Genomic DNA, 22259 nt, shown 5'->3' with positions numbered 1-22259 from the left:
CAAAGAAATAACAGGAGAGATGCGAGAGAACAAAAAGTGGAAATGAAAAAGGCGCGGTTTCCCGCGCCTTTTTCCTGTTGAGACAAACCTGTTCTACTGAACAGACTCGCCGTGCAAAGCGATATCGAGGCCTTCCATTTCGGCCTGCTTACTTGGACGCAGCCCCATAACGGCCTTGACCACATAAAGGATGATTGCCGTTGCAACTGCTGTGTAGACAACGGTGATCGCAGCGCCAAAGAACTGCTTGCCAACGGTTGCACCTTCACCGGCTGCATTGATCGTCGCGTCAGCAAAGACACCCGTCAGGATCGCACCGACAAAACCGCCGACGCCATGGACACCGAATGCATCAAGCGAGTCGTCATAGCCAAGCGCATGCTTGATCTTGACGGCTGCAACATAACAGACGGCACCTGCGATGACGCCCAGAATGAGCGCACCCGTTGGATTGACGAAGCCAGCAGCAGGGGTAACCGCAACCAGGCCTGCAACAGCACCCGAAATAATGCCAAGAACACTTGGCTTACCGGCAATCGCCCATTCCGCAAACATCCAGGCGAGAGCCGCACCAGCGGTCGCAACCTGCGTGTTGAGCATGGCAACAGCTGCAAGGGAGTTTGCACCGGCAGCTGAACCCGCATTGAAGCCGAACCAACCAACCCACAGAAGGGCTGCACCGATAACCGAGAGAACGAGATTATGCGGCGCCATATTGGTTTGTCCGTAACCATCGCGCTTGCCAATGATGAGCGCTGCAACAAGGCCAGCAACACCGGCATTGATGTGAACAACCGTACCGCCGGCAAAGTCGAGAACGCCGTCAGAACCGAGGAAGCCGCCGCCCCAAACCCAGTGAGCCACTGGGATATATACGATGAAGAGCCACAGCGTCAGGAAGACGAGCATGGACGAAAACTTCATGCGTTCAGCAAACGAGCCAGCAATAAGTGCTGGCGTGATGATCGCGAAGGTCATCTGGAAGACGATGAAGAGATATTCCGGAATGGTACCCGTGAGCGAGTCCATCGTCACGCCGGAGAAGAATGCCTTGGAGAGACCACCAATATAAGGGTTCATGGAGCCGCCATCCGTGAAGGCCAGCGAATAACCCGCGACCATCCATAGAACCGACATAAGGCAGGTGACGGCAAAGCTCTGCATGACCGTCGAAAGTACGTTCTTCTTGCGCACCATACCGCCATAGAACAGCGCCAGGCCCGGGATGGTCATCATCAACACGAGCGCGGTTGAAGTCAGCATCCAGGCCGTATCGCCGGTATCAAGGGTCGGGGTCGGAGCGGTTGCGGCTGCATCCTGCGCCAGTGCCGTTCCTGCAAGAACGAGCAGTGCTGGCAAGGTGGCCAAAGCCGTTTGCTTGAATCTTCCTGTTATGAGCATCGAGTATCTCCGTCGAATGGCGGCTTCAAACGCGTCTGCGCTGAAAAGACCGGTTCAGACTGAGAGAAACAAAAATCGTGCCAGTTGCACTGGGCAACCCCGCTCAAATACGTTTTTTCTTGTATTCACTGCGCAACAACGGATGGAAACATGGCGCTGATTACGGAGTTTTCGCCCAAAGTCCGGGCTTTTTGGCGAAGCTTGGAAGTTGCACCGAGTTCGCAAAAAATATCAGCATAAAAAATTGAACGGCTTCCTGATGACAGAAAAACCGCTCTAAGTGATTCATCGGATTCAGCTTTTGCTTTTCATGCCGGATCAAGCCACTTCGCAAATGCATAAAATTTAATCGTCGACTTTATCGATGATTAAAATATAATCATTTATCTTTTTCGTGCACGCGAATAAGCCCTTCCTGAGCAACCGACGCAATCAAAAGACCGTCACGCGTATAAAGCGCGCCGCGATTGAAACCGCGCGCACCGGAAGCACTTGGCGTATCTTGCGTGTACAGCAGCCAGTCATCGAGCCGACAAGGGCGATGGAACCACATCGCGTGATCAAGGCTCGCCACCTGCAAATCGCGGTCGAAAATGGTGCGCCCATGCGGATGCAGCGACGTATCGAGCAGCGTCATATCTGACAGATAGGCAAGAATTGCCGCCTGTAATGCGCGATCGTCGGGCACGATGCCGCGCGCCCGCACCCATACATGCTGGCTGGGTGGGAGTTTTTCGCGTGAAAAATAATGCTTGAGCGAAACCGGCTTGATTTCAATCGGCCGCTCTTGCTCCCAGTATTTGCGCACGCCAGCAGGGGCCAGATGGAGATACTTTTCTTTCAGATCATGATCGCCCACCAATTGCTCCGGCATCGGCAGGTCTTTCGGCATATCGATCTGATGGCTCAAACCTTCTTCATCGATCTGGAAGGACGCAGACAAGGTGAATATCGCCTTGCCGTGCTGCTTGGCCAGCACACGGCGGGTATTGAAGCTGGAGCCGTCGCGAATACGGTCGACCTCATAGACAATCGGAATGGACGGGTCGCCGGGGCGCACGAAATATCCGTGCAGCGAATGGACCTGCCGATCAGGCTCGACCGTTCGCTGTGCAGCAATCAGCGCCTGACCGATCACCTGCCCGCCGAAAACACGCTGCCAGCCAACCTGCGGGCTGTTGCCGCGGAAAAGATCCATTTCAAGCGTTTCAAGATCAAGCGTTACAAGCAGCTGCTGCATGGCCGCGGTTTGTTCGCTTTTCAATACACCCGGTTTTTCATTGTTGGGCTTTTCATTATTGGACCCAGTCTTTTCATTATCGGACATGGACAGCCTGTCTCCTGAAATCCTATATAGGCAATATATTCTCGGTGAACTGTTTGTGCCTGCACAAGAGAAACTGTCAAGTGGAAGCCTTTGCTTCACCGAAGGCTGATCTGAATATCCGAAAGGAACGAGCGATGTCTGCAGATAGCAATCAAAAGACAACCGACAAGAACGATCTCATCATCGCAGGTGGCGGCTATGTCGGGCTTGTGACTGCTGTTGCCGTCAAGTCTGCCGCTCCTCATCTTTCTGTGACGGTTATTGACGGCGCCCCAGCTGGCGCATGGAAAAAAGATCCACGCGCGTCATCCATTGCTGCCGCTGCCTCTCGGATGCTCGACAAGCTTGGCTGCTGGCAGGAAATCGTCACCGACGCCCAGCCCATCACCGAAATGGTTGTCACCGATTCCCGTACATCCGATCCTGTCCGCCCTGTGTACCTCACCTTTGCAGGCGACGTTAACCCCGGTGAGCCGTTCGCGCATATGGTTGAAAACCGTGTTCTCAACACCGCACTTCACAAACAGGCAGATAAACTCGGCATCACCTTTATCGAAGGCATGAGTGTCGAGAATTTCGAAACCAATCCCGAATCCGTCACTGTCAAGCTGGCAAATGGCGAAACGCTCATCACACGCCTGCTGATTGCAGCCGACGGCGCAAAGTCGCGCCTGCGTGACATCGCTGGCATCAAGACGGTCAACTGGGATTATGACCAGTCCGGCATTGTCTGCAACGTCGCTCATGAACGTCCGCATGGGGGCCGCGCCGATGAACATTTCCTGCCTGCCGGTCCGTTCGCAATTCTCCCCCTTACCGGCAACCGCAGTTCGCTCGTGTGGACAGAACGCACGGCAGATGCCGAACGGCTGATTCGTGAAGACGATTTCATTTTCGAAGCCGAACTTGAGCAGCGTTTCGGCCATCGCCTTGGTGCACTGACAGTCGAAGGCCCGCGCCGCGCATTCCCGCTCGGACTGACACTGGCGCGTGAATTCGTGAAGCCACGATTTGCGCTGGTCGGTGACGCTGCGCACCGCATCCATCCGATTGCCGGCCAAGGCCTCAATCTTGGCTTCCGCGATGCTGCAGCCATTGCCGAAGTGATTGTCGAAACAGATCGGCTTGGGCTCGATATTGGCTCCTTTGCGGCCCTTGAACGCTATCAGGCTTGGCGTCGCTTCGACACCGTGCAGATGGGTGTCACGACCGATGTACTGACCAAGTTGTTCTCCAACGACAATCCCGCTATTCGCACGATCCGCGACATCGGCCTTGGCCTTGTTGACCGCGTGCCAAGCCTCAAATCCTTCTTCATCAAGCAGGCAGCTGGCCTTTCAGGCGATACGCCACGTCTTTTGCAGGGCGAAGCGATTTAGAGCATTTCCAGCAAAATTGGAAACCGGTTTTGCGTTCAGAAATGCGTCAAAACAAATAGATAGAGTCTGTCCAGAAAAAGACCCTCACTTTTCGGGAATAACGCAATGCTTCCTGATGGCAAAGGCTTCAACGTCTGCTAGAAAAAAGCACGCACGAGCTTAGGCGTCGGGGGACTCGCGAGCATATGCATACGGATGACAGATTGATCGACAAAGCCGTCCGCATGCAGAGCGGCTTATTTTCAGCAGAATTGCTGCACCGATTATCCAAGATTGCAGGCGCGCTTGCTGTTTTGGTGACTATCGCTGTCACCGTGATTTATTCCATCTCGAAACCGGACAACAACTGGGACATGATCCCCTATATCGCCACCGCGATAGAGGATCGTTATCCTGATGCCGTAGCGCTTCATGACGAAACATGGCGACTGGTCGCAGCTGCGACCTCGCAAAACGAGATCAACGCTCTGAAATACGCCGGTGATTACCGTCGCGCCCAATGGGAAAGTCCCGATAACTTTCAGTCACAACTCATCATGTACAGGGTCAAGGTCGGTTACGTGCAAATGTTGCGTCTGATCGAACCCTATACAGGACTCGTCCTGGGAGGACATCTCATCAGTCTTGCAGCAGCCATTGCTTCTGGTCTGATTATCCTCGCGATCCTTGCCTATTATAACGCCCTTCAAGCCGGTCTTCTAGTCGGACCTGCCCTTCTGTTGGCAGGCTTTGGACCAATGACCTCGGCAGTCTTTCCGGACATCGTTCTCGCCGCATTTTCCTTTGCAGCCATTTTTGCTCTGTTGAAAGAGCGTGACTGGCTCGCATCTATTCTGCTCGTTCTGTCATTCACGATCAGGCCCGATAATATAATTATGATTTTTGCCCTGCTGATTGCTGCGGTGCTCTTTGGCTGGCGCAAACTCCCCTTGCTCGCAGCATTCGTCGCATCGGTGATCATAGGCCTCGTTATATCAAGTTACACCGGGCATACCGGCTGGTGGGCGCATCTCTATTTCACCTGCATCGAAATGCAGCATTCAATGGCTGGCTTCAAGCCAGACTTCTCACTCGCGCTTCTCGTCAAAGCCTATGTTCGCGGGATCATTTTGGCTCTGTATCTTGAAAGCTGGCCTTCAATCCTTTTGGTATCGCTGGTTGCTTGGGCGGCAATGGCGAGAGCCGGGATCAACACGACGATTCCGCGGCTCAATGGCATTATCTTCGCCATGTTCATCGGAATGCTCGGCAAGTTCGTCTATTTTCCAATGCCCTATGACCGCTTCTTTTTCAATATGCTCATTACGATGGTGCTGATGCTGTCCCTCGCATCGGCCACACACACAAACAGGAAGATCGCCTGAAGCCAGCACTGGAAGCGATGGCAAGACGCCCTATGTGAGGTGTTACCCCAAACAGAGGAGTTTCCCATGGACAGAAAAGCAACGGCGGTCTGGAAAGGTACACTCAAGGACGGCAAAGGCACGCTCAACACGCAAAGCGGCGCGTTGAAAGATTTGCCTTACGATTTCAAGGCACGCTTTGAAGACGAAAGCGGGCGCGCTGGCACCAATCCTGAAGAACTGCTTGGAGCGGCACATGCAGGCTGCTTCGCAATGCAGCTTTCCGCACTTCTGACAGAGCACGGCACGCCCCCTGAGAAGCTGGAAGCCACCGCTGCGGTAACGGTTGGCCCTGCCTCCGGCGGCGGTTTTTCAATCTCGCGCAGCGCTTTAACACTCAGCGCCACCATACCCGGTATTTCAGCAGACGACTTTGCGAGCCTTGCCAAGAAAGCAAAGGAATCCTGCCCTCTTTCCAAGGCACTGGGCGCGATTGAAGTAACTTTGGACGCGAAGCTCGTCTGAGCGATCACTCCACAAAAAGCAGGCCACTCTAAAATTTAGAGCGCGTTTCGATCTGATTGGATCAGATCGGCCGCTCTAATTATCTGTTTTAACGCGCATCTTTATCCGAAAACCGTTTCTCACTTTTCGGGATGCGCACTAAACTGCAGAGTGACCTTTGTGCGCCCAGCCGGGCGCACGGCGCGCTATGCCGCTTTTTTACTCCGGCAAATGACAGACAGCCTCAATATTGTGCCCATCGGGATCAATCACGAAGGCCGCGTAATAGTCCGGATGGTAGTGCTCACGCAGCCCGGGCTTACCATTGTCACGACCGCCTGCTGCAAGTGCTGACTCATAGAAGCGATCAACCTCAGATCGCGTGCCCGCCGAAAAAGCTACATGCAACACGCCTTCAAGTTTTGAGCCTTTTTGCTTGCCGATCCAGAATTCCGGCTTGCCGTTGCGGCCATAACCGACCCACTCACCGAATTCCATCGCCCGAGTGATGCCCAACGGCGACAAAGCCGCATCGTAAAATGCACGGGATTTAGGCATGCTGGAAATGTTGAAACCGATATGATCGAGCATGAAAGACCTTCAAAGCAGCGGTGAACTCTACTGAATAGATCAGATATCGGCGAAACGGCAAAGATCAAGTCTCTGCCAATAGATCAATAAAAGAAAAGGGAGGCTAAGCCTCCCTTCGTATTCGTTTATCAGAGCAGGATTTAGACCCGGCGCTCGACCATCATCTTCTTAATCTCGGCAATCGCCTTGGCAGGGTTGAGACCCTTCGGGCAAGTCTGCGCACAGTTCATGATCGTGTGGCAGCGATAGAGACGGAACGGATCTTCGAGGTTGTCGAGACGTTCGCCCTTGGCTTCGTCGCGGCTGTCGATCAGCCAGCGATAGGCTTGAAGCAGTACAGCTGGACCGAGATAGCGGTCGCCGTTCCACCAGTAGCTTGGGCACGAGGTCGAGCAACAAGCGCAGAGAATGCACTCGTAAAGACCGTCAAGCTTCTGGCGATCTTCGTGGCTCTGCAGCCATTCCTTCTGTGGCTCAGGCGAAACCGTCTTGAGCCAAGGCTCAATCGAACGGTGCTGGGCGTAGAAGTTGCTCAGATCCGGCACAAGGTCCTTCACCACCGGCATATGCGGCAGCGGATAAACCTTGATGGAGCCCTTGATCTCGTCCATGCCCTTGGTGCAGGCGAGCGTGTTTGCGCCATCGATGTTCATTGCGCAGGAACCGCAAATGCCTTCACGGCACGAACGGCGCAGCGTCAGCGTCGGATCGATCTTGTTCTTGATATAGAGCAGACCATCGAGCACCATCGGGCCGCAATCATCGCGATCGATATAATAGGTATCGATGCTTGGATTTGCGTCATCATCCGGCGACCAGCGATAAATACGGAACTCCGTTACATTCTTGGCACCATCTGGACGCGGCCAGGTCTTGCCTTCCTGCATACGGGAGTTTTTGGGAAGTGCGAGTTCAACCATTGCTCATTCCCTCGATCAATAAACGCGCTTCTTGGGCGCAATCTTGGCCAAGCTGATGCCGCCTTCATCCTCGGTCGTCAGCGGATCGAGATGAACTGGGCGGTAATCAAGCTTCACTTCGCCATCTGGCGACAGCCACGACAGGGTGTGTTTACGCCATTCGGCGTCGTTACGGTCAGGGAAATCCTCGTGTGCATGTGCACCGCGGCTTTCGTGACGGGCTTCAGCCGAAACGACTGTCACCATCGCGTTTGCCATCAGGTTTTCCAGCTCCAGTGTCTCAACCAGATCGGAGTTCCAGATCATCGAACGGTCGCTGACCTTAATGTCGGGCAGTTCTTTCCAGATTGCCGACATGCGCGCGACACCCTGCTTAAGCGACTCATCCGTGCGGAACACGGCAGCATCTTCCTGCATGGTGCGCTGCATCTTCTCGCGCAGTTCTGCGGTCGGCGTCGAGCCGTTGGCATAACGAAGGCGATGGAAACGATCCATGATCTTTTCAACAGCGGCTTCGTTGATATCAGGGATCTTGGCGGCGCGGTCGATGACCTCGCCTGCACGGATCGCAGCCGCGCGACCAAACACCACCAGATCGATCAGCGAGTTGGAGCCGAGACGGTTGGCACCATGTACTGATGCGCAGCCTGCTTCGCCAACAGCCATCAGGCCCGGCTGAACGCGGTCTGGATCTTCCGAGGTTGGGTTCAGCACTTCACCCCAATAATTGGTTGGAATGCCACCCATATTATAGTGAACTGTCGGCAGAACCGGGATCGGTTCCTTGGTCACATCGACGCCTGCGAAAATCTTGGCCGACTCGGAAATACCCGGCAGACGTTCATGCAGAACAGCCGGATCGAGATGGTCAAGATGCAGATAGATGTGGTCCTTGTTCTTGCCAACGCCGCGACCAGCGCGGATTTCCATGGTCATGCAGCGCGAGACAACGTCACGCGAAGCAAGATCCTTGGCGGAAGGCGCATAACGCTCCATGAAGCGCTCACCTTCGGAATTGACGAGATAGCCGCCTTCACCGCGTGCGCCTTCAGTAATCAGGCAACCTGCGCCATAAATACCGGTTGGGTGGAACTGAACAAATTCCATATCCTGAAGTGGCAGACCAGCACGTGCCGCCATACCGCCACCGTCACCGGTGCAGGTGTGAGCAGAAGTAGCCGAAAAATAGGAACGTCCGTAACCACCGGTCGCCAGAACCACCATCTTGGCGGAAAAGCGATGGATCGTACCGTCGTCGAGGTTCCAGGCAACAACACCGGTGCAGACGCCGTCAGTCATGATCAGATCGAGCGCAAAATATTCGATGAAAAACTGCGCATTATTCTTAAGCGACTGGCCATAAAGCGTGTGCAGGATGGCGTGGCCGGTACGGTCAGCAGCAGCGCAGGTGCGCTGTACCGGCGGACCATCACCAAAGTTCTGCATGTGGCCACCGAATGGGCGCTGATAAATCTTACCTTCTTCGGTACGCGAGAAAGGAACGCCGTAATGTTCCAGCTCATAGACCGCGGCAGGCGCTTCACGCGCCAGATATTCCATGGCATCAGTATCGCCCAGCCAGTCCGATCCCTTAACGGTATCGTACATGTGCCACTGCCAGCTATCCGGACCCATATTCTTGAGCGAAGCCGCAATACCACCCTGCGCCGCAACCGTATGGGAGCGCGTCGGGAAAACCTTGGTGATGCAAGCCGTCTTCAGACCCTGTTCGGCCATGCCAAGCGTTGCACGCAGTCCGGCACCACCGGCACCAACGACGACGACATCGAACTTGTGATCGACGAACGTATAGGACTTTTCGCCCGCAGCACTGGCTGCATTGTTTTCTGCACTAGCCATCAGGCTCTCAACCTCCGAAGCTCAGCTTGAGGATCGCGTAAACGCAGGCAACGCCAACAACAACCGTGAAGAAGGTGTTGAGCATAACCAGCAGGACCTTCAGGCCTTCGCCGTGAATGTAATCTTCAATAATGACCTGCATGCCAAGTCGCATGTGGTAGACACCGGTCAGCACGAACAGCGCCATCACGAGCGCTGTGAAAGGATGTGCCAGAACGGCCTTCACTTCCGCATAGCTCGCGCCATTGAGCGAGATAACCAGACCAATGAAAAACAAAACAAGCGGCACGAGCGCGACAGCACTCATACGCTGAAACCAGAAATGGCCGGTGCCTTCCTTGGCCGACCCCAGACCGCGAACCTTGCCGAGAGGCGTACGCATATCGCTCATGTCAGAATTCCTTTCAGCGCACCGCGAAGGCAACAACCCAGACAAGGATCGTCGCAGGCAGCGAGAAGGCCAGCGTCAGCCATGCAATCTTGCTGGCCGTGTGCTTTTCAAGTCCGGCACCCATGTCCCAGATGAAATGGCGTATGCCGCCAGCCAGATGGTGCAGCAGCGCCCACGTATAGCCAAACAGCACCAGATAGCCGATCCAGGAATTATAAACCCAGCTCACCGTGTTGAATGCATCTTCGCCGATTGCAGCAGCGATCAGCCATGCAGCAAGCAGAAGGGTTCCAAAATAAAGCGCGCCACCAGTGATACGATGAATGATGGACATCGTCATCGTGACTTTCGGTCGATAAATCGACAGATGTGGCGACAAAGGACGCTGACGCGTAACGGTCGGTTGTGTCATGGCTCTCGTGGGCTTCCCTGACGTTTCTACCCATTTCATAGTGCCGGAGTTTTATTTGGCATAATGAAACGAATGGCCGGTTTTTCAAAACCGAGTTCGATGTCGCTCACAACGCAGGGAACAGAATTTTCGATCCTGCGCCGGCACGACCCAGAAAATGTGGCTTGATCGTGTCGCACGACCCTATGTGGCGCTTTCTACTGCGCTTTTACCATCACGTCAAAGAAGCTTTTTCACGAAAAGACTAACAATTGGTCGCACCCGGACGACACTTTCGCGTGATTTGGGAATTTAAACGATTGAACACCGAGATTCCCAAAAACATGTGTAATTTCATCCACTTTTGCGGATGAAGCCTAGTTGCCGAAGCGAATCACATAGCTCGACCAGTCGGCAGCAGTTGCGATCTGCTCATAAAGCTTACGACCATCTTCGGGTACACGCGGCGCATTGAGCACCAGCTTCGACCAGCTGCGTTCTTCTGCCTTGTCGGCCAGCAAATCGATGAGCGCCTTGGCGATGCCTTTGCCGCGGTGATCGTGATGCACATAGATATGATCCACCTGCCCTGCACGAAGGCCCGATACCGGCTCGGGGAGATCATAGAAGATCACAAAACCAACGAGATCGCCGTCAACGCGAGCGCCCAGAATTTCGGTAGCACGGTCCTGCAACAAATGCTCCGCGTAAAACTCGTCCGGACGACGCGGCGCGCCACGCTTCAATGCCTGCGCATAGCTTGCAAGCAGCGGCGCGAACTCGTGGGCATCGCGCAGATGAAGAAGCGCTATATCGACGGCATGATCTACGGTCATGAGCAATCTTTCCCTCAAAATATATTTCCTGAAATCGGAAACATCTCAATGTTAAACAAGTGCTGGGCGTAGACAAGAGCCCTGCCCATACCAAAGTGCATCGAGTGAAACTCATTAGGCTTTGATTAAGCCCGAGTGGCGCTTGAACTTTATCAAGGCGTGATGGGTTAGCGTCTTAGCGCCTTGGTATAAAAGTAAAGCCCATTGCATGCAAAATCAGCTCAGCCTGCGGCCATTGTTGATGCCCCGAAACTCGACCACATTGTCATCGAGCATCATCGGTAGCGCTGTGCGAACACAATTACGGCCATTCTTCTTGGCTTCGTAGAGCGCGCCGTCGGCCCGCTTGTAAACATCGGAAAAGTAGTCATCAAACTCCATTTCCGTAACACCAAAACTCACTGCGAAGGCAACATCGCCCGAAACACCGGGAAGTGTGATATCGGCACAGGCCAGGCGCGCCCTTTCTGCAAACCGCCATGCCGATTGGATCGTATGGCCGGGAAGCAGAACAGCAAACTCCTCGCCGCCCATGCGCGCAGCAATCCCACCTTTGGAGGCCGCCGAACGGCGCAATTCATCGGCAAAAGCCGCAATCACCCGGTCGCCCAGCGCATGTCCATGGGTGTCGTTGATCGACTTGAAGTAATCAATATCGCAGACAATGAGCGAGAGTGCCTGTCGAACACGCTTTGATTTATCAATTGCAGCTTCTGCCCGGAACTCAAACCCCCGTCGATTAAGAAGGCTCGAAAGCTGATCGGTTTCCGAGCGCAACGTGACGTCGGAAATCAATTCACCCATGAGACTCAGCAAAAGTAGCAAACCCGCCGCAACCGAGAGCCCTGCTCCAATTGATTGCACCAGCAGCGCATAGTCAGTGCGAACATAGTCGTTCGGATCAACACCAACCCCACCCACCAGCGAGGCCAAGACTGGCTTGATCAGAAAATGAATGGCGCTGATCGTAAACAGCCCCGCCATGAGCCCATCAAGCGCGCCCCAGGACCGTCCAAACGGTCGATTTTGTGCACGCGTGTTTGAGCGCCCGCGCATGATCACCCAGACGGCAAGCATCAATGTCAGGAAATAAGGCGACTGATACAGAATTTGGCCAATCATCTCGCTGCGTGCAATGTCGTAAATGCCATAGACCAGCGACAGTGATCCGATCAGCAGCAACCCGAGCGGCCACCATGGAACCGTCGAGGAGTACATGCGCGCAAGTCCAATCACCAGACAGGCCAGCGTCATGAAATAAGCGCCAAAGGCCAGCATATAGCCAAGTTTCTGATTTGGGATCGATGGGATCAGCAGTTCTGTGAGGAAGTAGAGCATCGCGAAAACGAAGCCCATTGCAAAAACCGGTGCAGCAGCATTGTCGCGCGCAAAGGCCGCAATACCGAGAAAGGTAAACACAAACAGACCCGAAACGGTCATATTGATCAGGAGTATGAACTCTGCTCCGTCCATCCGCGCTTTCCGGCATACGCCTACGGACCATTCCTATAGGTCCGCATCCCCCGATCCGATTACCTGACAATACCCCTCATTTCAGCCAGGCTGAAGAAGCACTTGCCAACCAGAACGCATTATACATTCAACGCATATAAATGCAGCTAATTTAGTAAGTAAAAGTCTGATTTCAGACGCCACTCCAAGCACGAAAAAGCCGCCGGATTACTCCGACGGCTTTTCCAAACTTACTTAAACTCTCTCAAAAGAAAGATTAGTTCCAGTCGCGGATATCCACGAAATGACCAGCAATAGCAGCGGCAGCAGCCATCGCAGGCGAAACCAGATGCGTGCGTCCCTTGAAGCCCTGACGGCCTTCAAAGTTGCGGTTTGAGGTCGATGCGCAACGTTCGCCCGGCTTAAGCCGATCATCATTCATGGCAAGGCACATGGAGCAGCCCGGCTCACGCCAGTCGAAACCAGCTTCGATGAAGACTTTGTCGAGACCTTCGGCTTCTGCCTGTTCCTTCACAAGACCCGAACCCGGAACAATCATTGCGCTTACGCCAGCGGCAACTTTCTTGCCCTTCGCCATACGTGCAGCGTCACGCAGATCTTCGATACGGCCATTGGTGCAGGAACCGATAAAGACGCGGTCAATCGTAATGTCGGTCATCTTGGTGCCTGGCTTCAGGCCCATATAGTCGAGCGCACGCCACTTCGATGCACGCTTGGTTTCGTCCTTGATCTCATCAGGATTAGGTACGATATCGGTGACGAACACCACGTCTTCCGGGGATGAACCCCAGGAAACAACTGGCGAAATTTTGGCAGCATCCAGTTCGACTATCTTGTCGAAATGTGCACCTTCATCCGAATGCAGAGTCTTCCAGTAGCCAATCGCCTGATCAAGGGTTTCGCCCTTTGGTGCACGTGGCTTGCCTGTGATGTAAGCGAAGGTCGTCTCATCAGGTGCGATCAGACCGGCGCGTGCGCCGCCTTCAATCGACATATTGCAGACCGTCATGCGGCCTTCCATCGACAGCGAGCGAATGGCGCTACCGGCATATTCGATCACATAGCCTGTGCCGCCAGCCGTGCCGATCTCACCAATGATCGCAAGCGTGATATCCTTGGCGGTGACGCCTGGGGCCAGCTCACCATCAACACGCACCAGCATGTTCTTGGCTTTTTTCTGGATCAGTGTCTGGGTGGCCAGAACATGTTCGACTTCCGAAGTGCCGATACCGTGTGCAAGCGAACCGAAAGCACCATGCGTCGACGTGTGGCTGTCGCCGCAGACAATCGTCATACCCGGCAGTGTAAAGCCCTGCTCAGGTCCAACAATATGGACGACGCCCTGACGCTTGTCGCGCTCGGAATAATATTCAACGCCGAAATCAGCAGCGTTCTTGGCCAGAGCTTCGACCTGAATACGGCTTTCCTCGTTCTTGATGCCGTTGATACGGTCAGGCGAGGTCGGCACGTTGTGGTCGACAACAGCCAGTGTTCTCTCTGGATGGCGCACCTTGCGGCCGGTCAAGCGCAGACCTTCAAAAGCCTGCGGGCTTGTCACTTCGTGCACAAGATGGCGATCAATATAAAGGAGGCAGGTACCATCGTCCTGCTGATCCACTACATGGTCGTCCCAGATCTTGTCATAAAGTGTACGCGGCGCGCTCATTGCGAGAGTTCCTTTGAATAGTTCTTAATTGAGCTGTCATATGCACTCACCTTGGCGTTTCGTCAAGAAAGCGAAACCGCAACAGGGTGTCGCAGTAATAATCTTGCGTGATTTAGGCAAAATTATGCGCGATATTATGCGAAGCATTTTGACTTTGGCAAACAAAAAAGGCGGCCAATGGCCGCCTTTTTAAAGATCTCTGCTTCAAAACTTATTCAGCAGCGGTCTTGGCAGCCTGCGCCTGGGCAGCTGCAGCTAGCTTGTCAGCTTCACGCTCGGCCTTGGTGCGGTTGTCTTTCTTTTCAGCAATACGAGCAGCCTTACCGGTGAGGCCACGGAGGTAGTAAAGCTTCGCGCGACGGACTTTACCGCGGCGAACCAGTTCAACGCCTTCTACGATTGGCGAATAAACAGGGAATACGCGCTCTACGCCTTCGCCGTAAGAAATCTTACGAACGGTGAAATTTTCGTTGATGCCAGCGCCGGAACGGGCAATGCAAACGCCTTCATAGGCCTGCACACGGGTACGTGTACCTTCGGTAACGCGAACCTGAACGCGAACGGTGTCGCCTGGCTGGAAATCTGGAAGTGTGCGCTTTTCAGCGATCTTTGCTGCCTGTTCGGCTTCAAGCTGACGAATGATGTCGGTCATCGTCTGACTCCTTCTGAATTCTTCTCAAACAGTCAGAGCGCTCTGCACTTGCCGCCAAGCAACCTTGGCCTTGCGGCTATGCCCAAAGAATCAGGCAGGAGCGGTACACCATTTATTGGTTTACGGACGTCTCGGGCTTTGCCCGAACCGGATATTACGATGTCGGATTTCCCCGAACTGGCAGGCTCATACAGCATCGCCATCAACTTGTCACGCCCTGTCAGAAATTTTCGTAGCCAGCAGTCCAAGACTGTGCCAACCTTATTGTCAACAATAAGAGCTTAAATTGCAAACAATCTCAATAAGCTACAACTAAAATGGGGACAAAATGACTATCAAAAATCCATCACCCTCATTGTATAATGAGGACTTAGCACCGGCTGAAGAACGAAAATGGGGCGCATTCAGCATTTTCAACGTCTGGACATCGGACGTGCATAGCCTCTGGGGCTATTATCTTGCCGCAAGTCTCTTTCTTCTTTGCGGCAGCTTCCTGAATTTTGTGATCGCCATTGGCATCGGATCGTTGGTGATTTTCTTTCTGATGAGCCTCGTGGGCAATGCCGGTGTGCGAACGGGCGTGCCATTTCCGGTCTTGGCGCGCGCATCGTTTGGAACTTTCGGCGCAAACTTTCCAGCACTCGTACGCGGCATCGTCGCCTGCTTCTGGTATGGTGCGCAGACTGCCGCCGCGTCCGGGGCGATCGTCGCCCTCCTCATTCGCAATGAAAGCGTTCTCGCCTTCCATCAGAACAGCCACATGCTTGGCCATTCGACACTGGAAGTCATGTGCTACGTTCTGGTCTGGGCAGCCCAGCTTCTCATCATCCAGCGTGGCATGGAAACGGTACGTAAATTTCAGGATTGGGCAGGCCCCGCGGTCTGGATAATGATGCTGATCCTTGCGATCTATCTTCTTATCAAGTCGGGCACATTCTCGTTCGGCAGCGAAATTCCACGCGATATCCTTCTTGAAAAGACCAAGGATGCAGGTGTCACCGGCGAACCCGGCTCCTTTGCAGCGCTTGCTGCTGTTTCGGCAACCTGAATCACCTATTTTGCAGCACTTTATCTCAACTTCTGCGACTTCTCGCGCTACGCGAAGGATGAGGCTTCTCTGCGCCGTGGCAATCTTTGGGGCTTGCCCGTCAACCTTCTGGCATTCTGTCTCGTCGCAGGCGTAACGACCACCGCCGCCTTTACGGTTTACGGTGAAGTGCTTCTCCATCCTGACCAGATTTCTGCGAAATTTGACAGCTGGTTCCTTGCGCTTCTAGCAGCTTTGACCTTCACAGTAGCGACGCTGGGTATCAACGTGGTTGCAAACTTCGTGTCAGCTTCATTCGATTTTTCCAACACCTTCCCACAGAAAGTGTCATTCAAACGCGGTGGTGTAATTGCGGCCTTGATCGCGCTTATTCTCTATCCGTTCGCACCATGGGAAACGGGTGCAGCACATTTTGTGAACTTCCTAGGCTCCACCATGGGCCCGATTTTCGGCATCATGATGGTCGATTATTATCTGTTGCGCCGTGGCAAGATAAACGTTGCCGACCTTTATCAGGAGAATGGGGAATTCCGTTTCCAAAATGGCTGGCACATCAAAGCGTTTATCGCTTTTGGAATTGGCGCACTATTCTCATCGATCCTGCCGATGGCGACCAATATCCTGCCTGCATGGTGGGCGACCTATGGTTGGTTCTTTGGTGTCGCAATTGGTGGTGGCGTCTATTTTGTGCTCCGTAAATCCGCTGCACAACAACAGTCCGTGGCAAAGCCCCACATGGCCTGATCGTTAAACAAAAAATGCCCGGCATTCACCGGGCATTTTTATTCAGCTGCCAATACGCCCAAGATGGGTATCATTAAAGCCGGTCCCGTATTTGAGACCAAACCCAAGCGCACGATCCACGCCAATATGTACGGCCCAGATAAGAGCAATCGCAAAGCAAAGCGGCCAGCTCATCACCCAGCCCAGCACAGACAGCAGCACCACGCCAATCCAGCTATGGGCTATATTATAGACCACCGCACCTGTGCGTGGGCCTTTCAGATAGGCAAAGAACGACAGATCCGGCGCGAGAATAAGGATCGCGAAAAGCCACCAGCTCACGCCACTGATCCAGTAAGCGCCGAGCGCCAGCAGCGCTAAGGAAAGACTTTCAAGCCTCTGGATCAGGTTCATTTGCGTTTGGCCTCTCGATAGGCTTCCCAAAGATCAGGACGCCGTTCCTTTGTGATGCGTAGAGCCTCAGTATGCCGCCATTTATCAATCGCGCCATGATTCCCGGATGTCAGGATTTCAGGGATGGATCGCCCTTCCCAAACCTGGGGGCGCGTATAATGCGGATGCTCTAGAAGTCCGGTCTCGAAGCTTTCCGTTTCGCCCGATTCGCGATTGCCCATGACGCCCGGAAGAAGACGCACAATAGCGTCGAGCAATACGATTGCCGCTGTCTCGCCACCCGACAGGATGTAATCACCGATCGATATTTCTTCGAGCTCACGCCCTTCGATCACCCGCTCGTCCACGCCCTCAAAGCGTCCGCAAAGGATAATAGCACCCGGACCGTCCGCCAGTTCACGCACACGCTTCTGCGTCAGCGGTGCACCGCGCGGGCTCATCAACAGCATAGGGCGAGTATCCGCGACCGAATCGAGCGCACGCGCCACAACATCCGGCTTCATCACCATGCCTGCCCCGCCACCCGAAGGTGTGTCGTCAACCATGCGGTGCTTGCCTACGGCAAAATCACGGATCTGCACCGTATCAAGCGACCATGTGCTTTCGGCGAGTGCTTTGCCAGCCAGAGAAATACCCAATGGTCCGGGAAACATTTCGGGATAAAGCGTCAGAACGGAAGCATGAAATGTCTGCTCGGCTCTATCCGTCTCAGGCAGATCGATCATGATTTCTTCGGCCGCTTCTTTTCGCTCTGGGGCTTGTTATCTTCACGAAGTGGATTGTCGTCTTCGTCCGCGATCAACCCCGCCGCATGGGGATCGACACGTATCGTGCCTTCCTCGAAATCGATCTCCGGTACTGCTGCTTCCGTGAAAGGGATCAGCATGGGGCGCTTGCCCTTGAGGCTCAGTTCAATCAGATCGCCACCGCCAAAATCGAAAACGGCACTGACAACGCCATAAGACTTGCCGTCAGCATCAAGTGCTTCAAGGCCAATCAGATCAGTTTGAAAAAACTCATCCTCATCAAGATCATCATCCGACAATTGCGAACGATCGATAAAAAGCTCGGTTCCGTTCAACGCTTCGGCAGCATTGCGATCATTAACACCTTTAAAGCGTACAACCACCACAGTCTTGGCCGAACGTGCCTCAAGCACCTCATAAGCTTTGCCCTGTGCATCATAGAGCTGGCCATAGTCGGCAATCGCCAGCGGGTCGTCGGTATATGTCTTGACCCGGACTTCGCCTCGTATGCCATGGGCGGCTCCAATAACGGCAAGCTGAATAGGGTTCTCTGGGCGCGACATGAAAATTTCCGTAATTAAGGGCTGTTTTATACCGCTTACTCAATTTCCTGTAAAAACGCCAAGAAAAATACAATTTCGCATCTTTACGGCTGGGCAACCTATCAATGGCAAACTGGGTAGATTGTAATGGAAGCAGTGAAACCCGGCCATGACGACACAGAGCGAAATCCTGATCCCGGCCCGCGCCGATCTTGCGGCCGCGCGCGAAGAATGGCTGAAAACGCTGAAAGATATGCGCCGTCTTTCCGAAAACACGCTTGAAGCCTATGAACGCGACACGCGCCAGTTTCTGCATTTTCTAACCCATCATCTGGGAGAACCGCCCTCAATCAAGGATGTCGGTAATCTGCGTGTTGCTGATCTGCGTTCGTTTCTTGCCAATCGCCGCAATGATGGCGTGGGTGCGCGCACGCTTGGTCGTGGTCTTGCCGGTGTAAGGTCACTGCTGCGGCATCTGGAAAAACGTGGTCTGGTCAATGCGGCTGGTGCGGCTGCGATACGTGCGCCCCGCCAGCCAAAATCGCTGCCAAAGCCCCTCACCGCAGAAGATGCGTGCCGTGTTGTTGCAGCTGATGGACAGATGGCAGAGGAGCCGTGGATTGCAGCACGCAATGCTGCGGTCCTGACGCTTCTCTATGGCTGCGGCCTGCGTATCTCGGAAGCGCTTGGGCTTGCCGGTGACGCGCTCAATGACGCTTCCGCCCTCTCGATCTCAATCACTGGTAAGGGCGGCAAGGCACGCATGGTGCCACTGCTTCCGGCGGTGCATCGTGCGGTCGCACAATATCGCGCGCTTTGTCCGTTTGATCTTTCCGCCGAAAAGCCGCTGTTCCGCGGTGCCAAGGGAGGGATACTGCATTCGGCAATCATCCAGCGAGAAATGCAAAAGCTCCGTGCCGGTCTTGGTCTGCCGGATACTGCAACGCCACATGCGCTGCGCCATTCTTTTGCCACGCATCTTTTGGGTCGCGGTGGTGATCTGCGCACCATTCAGGAATTGCTGGGCCATGCGAGCCTGTCGACCACGCAGGTCTATACCGGCGTCGATACGGCGCGACTTCTCGAAGTTTATGACAAGGCGCATCCGCGCGCCTGAAAATTGGCATTTAATATCGCGCCCGACCACCTATATTCTCTTTATGAAAAAGCTGTTCCTCCTGTTTGCCTGTGCCCTCTTTGCAAGCTCGATCCATGTTCGCGCGGAAGAGGCTTCCACGACCTGCACCACACGTGGTGTCAATCTGCTCGACGGTCTGGACAAGAAAGACCCAAAACTCTGGGACGAGCTACGCGCAGAAACAGAGACCATTCCCAATCACAAAGGCATTATCTGGAAGATAGAAAAGGACGGACTGGCACCGTCTTATCTTTTCGGCACCATTCATCTCAGCGACCCTCGTGTGATGAAATTACCGGATACTGCTGCAAAGGCTTATGCGTCTGCCGACACCATCGTGATCGAAGCCACCGACGTTCTTGATCAGAAAGCTCTTTTTCGGCTCAAGCTGGAACAGCCGGAGCTGATGCTTTTTACCGATGGTACGACGCTACAATCGCATCTGCCACCCGATCGCCTTGCCGAAATCACCCAAAAGCTTGAGGCGCGCGGTATTGTTCTTGGCGCTGTCGCCAAAATGAAGCCGTGGATCGTCAGCAGCCTGCTGGCACTTCCCAAATGTGAGCGGGAACGAAAGCTGCGCGGCGAAGCGTTTCTCGATGGTCAACTTGCAGGGGACGCCGAAGAAGAAGGACGCCCCGTGGAAGGATTGGAGACAGCAGCCGAACAACTAGGCGCCATGAACAAGCTTCCGCTCGATTTTCATATGCGCAATCTGATTGCCACTGCTGATTTCGGCGACGCAATCGAAGACACCACAGAGACAATGATCGCCCTTTATCTTCAGGGCGAAGCCGGAATGATCATGCCCGCTCTACGCAAAATTGTTCCCGGTGATCTGACCGATGAAGACTATGACCTTTTCCAGAAAGTCATGCTCACCGACCGCAATCACACCATGGCGGAACGTGCAGCCCCACTTCTTGAGAAAGGCGGGATGTTCATTGCTGTTGGTGCGCTGCATTTGCCCGGCAAAGAAGGTCTGGTCGAATTGTTACGCAATGAGGGTTATCGCGTCTCGGCAATGCAAGACGGAACAATCGGAACTTCTTTGCGTTAACTCTCCAATGGATACAACCAACTGGAGGAGAGCTAATGGTTGACCCACTCGATCCCCGTAATGATCCGCTGAACAGTCCGCGTCATGCCGACCCGCTCGCCACCCCCGTCGGAAAGCCGCCACAGCCCAGAGGAAGCAACGGCCTTATGCTGGCTGTTATTCTGGTAGCCGCCATTCTGATACTCGGCTATTTCTTTTATCGCGGCGGCAGTAGCACGGATACGGCAGCACCGCCGCCGCCTGCTGCACAGGGCGAAACCACGATGCCGCCCGCAGCACCGCCTGCAACTCCACCAGCCACACCGCCTGCACAAAACTAATCCTAAAAAAAGGCCCGCTTTCGCGGGCCTTTTGCATACCGAGCTTAAACAACAATTACATATGGATCGGCTTGGCGAAGGTCGCCAGTGCCGATTCACGAACAGCTTCCGACATGGTTGGATGCGCATGGCAGGTACGTGCGAGATCTTCGGACGAACCACCAAACTCCATCAGAACAGCCAGTTCGTGGATCATTTCACCAGCATTATAACCGAGGATATGAGCACCCAATACGCGATCCGTTGCCTTGTCGGCGAGGATCTTCACGAAACCATCCGTGTGCAGCATGGCGCGTGCGCGACCGTTTGCCGTGAACGGGAACTTGCCGATCTTGTACTCAACGCCTGCGGCTTTCAGCTCTTCTTCGGTCTTGCCAACAGACGCTACTTCCGGCTGCGTGTAAACAACACTCGGAATGACATCGAAGTTTACGTGTCCAGCCTGACCGGCGATGATTTCAGCAACCGCGATGCCTTCGTCCTCGGCCTTGTGCGCAAGCATCGGGCCCTGCACAACGTCGCCGATGGCATAGATGCCTTCGACATTGGTGCGCCAGTGACCGTCGATTGCAACGCGACCGCGATCGTCGACATTCACGCCTGCTTCCGCAAGACCAAGACCATCCGTGTAAGGACGACGGCCCGTGGAAATCAGAACGGCATCAGCGTCAATGGTTTCGGCATCGCCACCCTTGACTGGTTCAAAGGTCACTTTCGCACCCTTACCGGCCTTTTCAACGCCAGTAACCTTTGCGTTCAGCTTGAAAACAATGCCCTGCTTTTCGAGAAGACGCTGGAACTGCTTGGATACTTCGCCATCCATCGCGCCAAGCACCTTGTCGAGATATTCGACAACGGTCACTTTCGCGCCCAGACGTGCCCAGACCGAACCAAGTTCGAGACCAATTACGCCGCCGCCAACGACAACCAAATGACCCGGAACCTTGTCGAAAGCGATTGCGCCGGTCGAGGACACAATGATTTTTTCATCAATGTCGACCTTGACGCCAGGAATGCCAGCAACGTCTGAACCGGTTGCGATGATGATGTTCTTAGCTTCGATTTCCTGAACAGTGCCGTCTTCAGCGGTCACGGAAACCTTGCCTTTGGCAACGATCTTGCCGGTGCCGATAAAAGGCGTGATCTTGTTTTTCTTGAACAGGAATTCAACGCCAGTGACGTTCGACTTTACCGTCGCGTCCTTGTGAGCCAGCATTTTTTCGAGGTTGAGCTTCGGCTTACCGATTTCAACGCCCAGCGTGTCGAAGGAATGACCGGCTTCAGCAAACACTTCGGATGCGTGCAGCAGCGCCTTGGAAGGAATGCAACCAACATTGAGACAAGTGCCGCCAAAGGTCTTGCGCTTTTCCACAACAGCCACGGAAAGGCCGAGCTGTGCGGCCTTGATTGCGGCGACATAACCGCCAGGGCCGGTACCGATGACAACCACATCGTAAGACATTGAACTATCCTTCTTCAGTCTGATCCAGAATGGGTCGTTCTAAGACCCTTAAACTTTCATACAACCGGTAAT

The 22259-nt window shown here is 54.1% G+C and carries 21 protein-coding genes and 1 pseudogene; 7 read left to right on the top strand and 15 right to left on the bottom strand.

Annotated features, from left to right (window positions below; all coding sequences use genetic code 11):
• Nucleotides 1–93 precede the first annotated feature (93 nt).
• Both QBD00_RS06350 and tesB read right to left on the bottom strand, forming a co-directional pair.
• Nucleotides 94–1401: an ammonium transporter gene (locus QBD00_RS06350; protein ID WP_264230373.1), complete on the bottom strand. Its 1308-nt coding sequence runs from the start codon at nucleotides 1399–1401 to the stop codon at nucleotides 94–96.
• 379 nt (nucleotides 1402–1780) lie between these two features.
• On the bottom strand, nucleotides 1781–2641 hold the full coding sequence (tesB, locus tag QBD00_RS06345; protein WP_264230643.1) for an acyl-CoA thioesterase II: 861 nt from the start codon (nucleotides 2639–2641) through the stop codon (nucleotides 1781–1783).
• A gap of 221 nt (nucleotides 2642–2862) precedes the next feature.
• On the opposite strand from tesB, the gene QBD00_RS06340 reads away from it, so the two are divergent.
• The 3 genes from QBD00_RS06340 to QBD00_RS06330 all read left to right on the top strand — a co-directional run bounded on the left by QBD00_RS06340 (nucleotide 2863) and on the right by QBD00_RS06330 (nucleotide 5975).
• A complete protein-coding gene (locus tag QBD00_RS06340; protein ID WP_318578937.1) occupies nucleotides 2863–4107 on the top strand; it encodes a ubiquinone biosynthesis hydroxylase in 1245 nt (414 codons plus the stop codon).
• A 203-nt stretch (nucleotides 4108–4310) separates the two neighbouring features.
• Nucleotides 4311–5471 (top strand): hypothetical protein, encoded by a 1161-nt coding sequence (locus QBD00_RS06335; RefSeq protein WP_318578936.1) that lies wholly within the window; start codon nucleotides 4311–4313, stop codon nucleotides 5469–5471.
• A 66-nt stretch (nucleotides 5472–5537) separates the two neighbouring features.
• Nucleotides 5538–5975, top strand: a complete 438-nt coding sequence (locus QBD00_RS06330) for an OsmC family protein (protein ID WP_095447605.1) — start codon at nucleotides 5538–5540, stop codon at nucleotides 5973–5975.
• Between the two features lie 198 nt (nucleotides 5976–6173).
• Here QBD00_RS06330 and QBD00_RS06325 read toward each other — a convergent pair whose 3' ends face one another.
• From QBD00_RS06325 to rplS, 9 genes are all read right to left on the bottom strand, one after another.
• Nucleotides 6174–6545 (bottom strand): VOC family protein, encoded by a 372-nt coding sequence (locus QBD00_RS06325; protein WP_095447606.1) that lies wholly within the window; start codon nucleotides 6543–6545, stop codon nucleotides 6174–6176.
• 140 nt (nucleotides 6546–6685) lie between these two features.
• Complete coding sequence (locus tag QBD00_RS06320; protein WP_007872174.1) at nucleotides 6686–7465, bottom strand: succinate dehydrogenase iron-sulfur subunit; 780 nt, start codon at nucleotides 7463–7465, stop codon at nucleotides 6686–6688.
• Nucleotides 7466–7480: 15 nt separating this feature from the next.
• On the bottom strand, nucleotides 7481–9325 hold the full coding sequence (sdhA, locus tag QBD00_RS06315) for a succinate dehydrogenase flavoprotein subunit (protein WP_264230377.1): 1845 nt from the start codon (nucleotides 9323–9325) through the stop codon (nucleotides 7481–7483).
• 7 nt (nucleotides 9326–9332) lie between these two features.
• Complete coding sequence (gene sdhD, locus QBD00_RS06310; RefSeq protein ID WP_095447608.1) at nucleotides 9333–9716, bottom strand: succinate dehydrogenase, hydrophobic membrane anchor protein; 384 nt, start codon at nucleotides 9714–9716, stop codon at nucleotides 9333–9335.
• A gap of 13 nt (nucleotides 9717–9729) precedes the next feature.
• A complete protein-coding gene (sdhC, locus tag QBD00_RS06305) occupies nucleotides 9730–10128 on the bottom strand; it encodes a succinate dehydrogenase, cytochrome b556 subunit (RefSeq protein ID WP_095447609.1) in 399 nt (132 codons plus the stop codon).
• Nucleotides 10129–10484: 356 nt separating this feature from the next.
• Nucleotides 10485–10943 (bottom strand): GNAT family N-acetyltransferase, encoded by a 459-nt coding sequence (locus tag QBD00_RS06300; protein ID WP_024898536.1) that lies wholly within the window; start codon nucleotides 10941–10943, stop codon nucleotides 10485–10487.
• A 216-nt stretch (nucleotides 10944–11159) separates the two neighbouring features.
• On the bottom strand, nucleotides 11160–12416 hold the full coding sequence (locus tag QBD00_RS06295; protein WP_318578935.1) for a GGDEF domain-containing protein: 1257 nt from the start codon (nucleotides 12414–12416) through the stop codon (nucleotides 11160–11162).
• Between the two features lie 256 nt (nucleotides 12417–12672).
• A complete protein-coding gene (leuC, locus tag QBD00_RS06290) occupies nucleotides 12673–14082 on the bottom strand; it encodes a 3-isopropylmalate dehydratase large subunit (RefSeq protein ID WP_095447612.1) in 1410 nt (469 codons plus the stop codon).
• Nucleotides 14083–14293: 211 nt separating this feature from the next.
• A complete protein-coding gene (gene rplS, locus QBD00_RS06285) occupies nucleotides 14294–14734 on the bottom strand; it encodes a 50S ribosomal protein L19 (RefSeq protein ID WP_095447613.1) in 441 nt (146 codons plus the stop codon).
• A gap of 328 nt (nucleotides 14735–15062) precedes the next feature.
• On the opposite strand from rplS, the pseudogene QBD00_RS06280 reads away from it, so the two are divergent.
• A pseudogene (locus QBD00_RS06280) lies at nucleotides 15063–16526 on the top strand (NCS1 family nucleobase:cation symporter-1).
• Between the two features lie 42 nt (nucleotides 16527–16568).
• Here QBD00_RS06280 and QBD00_RS06275 read toward each other — a convergent pair.
• Genes QBD00_RS06275 through rimM form a run of 3 tightly spaced genes read right to left on the bottom strand, consistent with a single transcriptional unit; the run spans nucleotide 16569 to nucleotide 18228 of the window.
• On the bottom strand, nucleotides 16569–16919 hold the full coding sequence (locus tag QBD00_RS06275; protein ID WP_095447615.1) for a DUF4260 domain-containing protein: 351 nt from the start codon (nucleotides 16917–16919) through the stop codon (nucleotides 16569–16571).
• A complete protein-coding gene (gene trmD / locus QBD00_RS06270) occupies nucleotides 16916–17644 on the bottom strand; it encodes a tRNA (guanosine(37)-N1)-methyltransferase TrmD (RefSeq protein ID WP_318578934.1) in 729 nt (242 codons plus the stop codon). Before trmD ends, QBD00_RS06275 begins: the two co-directional genes overlap by 4 nt.
• The gene (gene rimM / locus QBD00_RS06265; protein WP_151092430.1) at nucleotides 17641–18228 is read right to left on the bottom strand and encodes a ribosome maturation factor RimM; all 588 of its coding nucleotides are present in this window, start codon (nucleotides 18226–18228) and stop codon (nucleotides 17641–17643) included. The genes trmD and rimM overlap by 4 nt, the downstream gene beginning before the upstream one ends.
• A gap of 148 nt (nucleotides 18229–18376) precedes the next feature.
• Here rimM and QBD00_RS06260 point away from each other — a divergent pair, with 148 nt between their 5' ends.
• Genes QBD00_RS06260 through QBD00_RS06250 form a run of 3 tightly spaced genes read left to right on the top strand, consistent with a single transcriptional unit; the run spans nucleotide 18377 to nucleotide 20725 of the window.
• Nucleotides 18377–19324: a tyrosine recombinase XerC gene (locus QBD00_RS06260; protein ID WP_318578933.1), complete on the top strand. Its 948-nt coding sequence runs from the start codon at nucleotides 18377–18379 to the stop codon at nucleotides 19322–19324.
• A gap of 43 nt (nucleotides 19325–19367) precedes the next feature.
• A complete protein-coding gene (locus QBD00_RS06255) occupies nucleotides 19368–20405 on the top strand; it encodes a TraB/GumN family protein (protein WP_318578932.1) in 1038 nt (345 codons plus the stop codon).
• Nucleotides 20406–20440: 35 nt separating this feature from the next.
• Nucleotides 20441–20725 carry a hypothetical protein gene (locus tag QBD00_RS06250; protein ID WP_318578931.1) on the top strand — a complete coding sequence of 95 codons (285 nt, stop codon included), beginning with the start codon at nucleotides 20441–20443 and terminating at the stop codon, nucleotides 20723–20725.
• Nucleotides 20726–20780: 55 nt separating this feature from the next.
• Here the strand turns inward: QBD00_RS06250 and lpdA are convergent, their stop codons facing one another.
• Nucleotides 20781–22187, bottom strand: coding sequence for a dihydrolipoyl dehydrogenase (lpdA, locus tag QBD00_RS06245; protein ID WP_318578930.1), 1407 nt, complete (start codon nucleotides 22185–22187; stop codon nucleotides 20781–20783).
• Nucleotides 22188–22259: the final 72 nt, after the last annotated feature.

It is taken from the genome of Ochrobactrum sp. AN78, from assembly GCF_029909885.1.
GTDB lineage: Bacteria > Pseudomonadota > Alphaproteobacteria > Rhizobiales > Rhizobiaceae > Brucella > Brucella quorumnocens.
This window is presented reverse-complemented; position numbering and strand designations above follow the sequence as displayed.

What these genes read in the sequence shown, in the direction of transcription:
- QBD00_RS06350 (WP_264230373.1), bottom strand. Translation starts at nt 1,401, where the DNA reads ATGCTCATAACAGGAAGATTCAAGCAAACGGCTTTGGCCACCTTGCCA.
- tesB (WP_264230643.1), bottom strand. Translation starts at nt 2,641, where the DNA reads ATGCAGCAGCTGCTTGTAACGCTTGATCTTGAAACGCTTGAAATGGAT.
- QBD00_RS06340 (WP_318578937.1), top strand. Translation starts at nt 2,863, where the DNA reads ATGTCTGCAGATAGCAATCAAAAGACAACCGACAAGAACGATCTCATC.
- QBD00_RS06330 (WP_095447605.1), top strand. Translation starts at nt 5,538, where the DNA reads ATGGACAGAAAAGCAACGGCGGTCTGGAAAGGTACACTCAAGGACGGC.
- QBD00_RS06325 (WP_095447606.1), bottom strand. Translation starts at nt 6,545, where the DNA reads ATGCTCGATCATATCGGTTTCAACATTTCCAGCATGCCTAAATCCCGT.
- QBD00_RS06320 (WP_007872174.1), bottom strand. Translation starts at nt 7,465, where the DNA reads ATGGTTGAACTCGCACTTCCCAAAAACTCCCGTATGCAGGAAGGCAAG.
- sdhA (WP_264230377.1), bottom strand. Translation starts at nt 9,325, where the DNA reads ATGGCTAGTGCAGAAAACAATGCAGCCAGTGCTGCGGGCGAAAAGTCC.
- sdhD (WP_095447608.1), bottom strand. Translation starts at nt 9,716, where the DNA reads ATGAGCGATATGCGTACGCCTCTCGGCAAGGTTCGCGGTCTGGGGTCG.
- sdhC (WP_095447609.1), bottom strand. Translation starts at nt 10,128, where the DNA reads ATGACACAACCGACCGTTACGCGTCAGCGTCCTTTGTCGCCACATCTG.
- QBD00_RS06300 (WP_024898536.1), bottom strand. Translation starts at nt 10,943, where the DNA reads ATGACCGTAGATCATGCCGTCGATATAGCGCTTCTTCATCTGCGCGAT.
- QBD00_RS06295 (WP_318578935.1), bottom strand. Translation starts at nt 12,416, where the DNA reads ATGGACGGAGCAGAGTTCATACTCCTGATCAATATGACCGTTTCGGGT.
- leuC (WP_095447612.1), bottom strand. Translation starts at nt 14,082, where the DNA reads ATGAGCGCGCCGCGTACACTTTATGACAAGATCTGGGACGACCATGTA.
- rplS (WP_095447613.1), bottom strand. Translation starts at nt 14,734, where the DNA reads ATGACCGACATCATTCGTCAGCTTGAAGCCGAACAGGCAGCAAAGATC.
- QBD00_RS06275 (WP_095447615.1), bottom strand. Translation starts at nt 16,919, where the DNA reads ATGAACCTGATCCAGAGGCTTGAAAGTCTTTCCTTAGCGCTGCTGGCG.
- trmD (WP_318578934.1), bottom strand. Translation starts at nt 17,644, where the DNA reads ATGATCGATCTGCCTGAGACGGATAGAGCCGAGCAGACATTTCATGCT.
- rimM (WP_151092430.1), bottom strand. Translation starts at nt 18,228, where the DNA reads ATGTCGCGCCCAGAGAACCCTATTCAGCTTGCCGTTATTGGAGCCGCC.
- QBD00_RS06260 (WP_318578933.1), top strand. Translation starts at nt 18,377, where the DNA reads ATGACGACACAGAGCGAAATCCTGATCCCGGCCCGCGCCGATCTTGCG.
- QBD00_RS06255 (WP_318578932.1), top strand. Translation starts at nt 19,368, where the DNA reads ATGAAAAAGCTGTTCCTCCTGTTTGCCTGTGCCCTCTTTGCAAGCTCG.
- QBD00_RS06250 (WP_318578931.1), top strand. Translation starts at nt 20,441, where the DNA reads ATGGTTGACCCACTCGATCCCCGTAATGATCCGCTGAACAGTCCGCGT.
- lpdA (WP_318578930.1), bottom strand. Translation starts at nt 22,187, where the DNA reads ATGTCTTACGATGTGGTTGTCATCGGTACCGGCCCTGGCGGTTATGTC.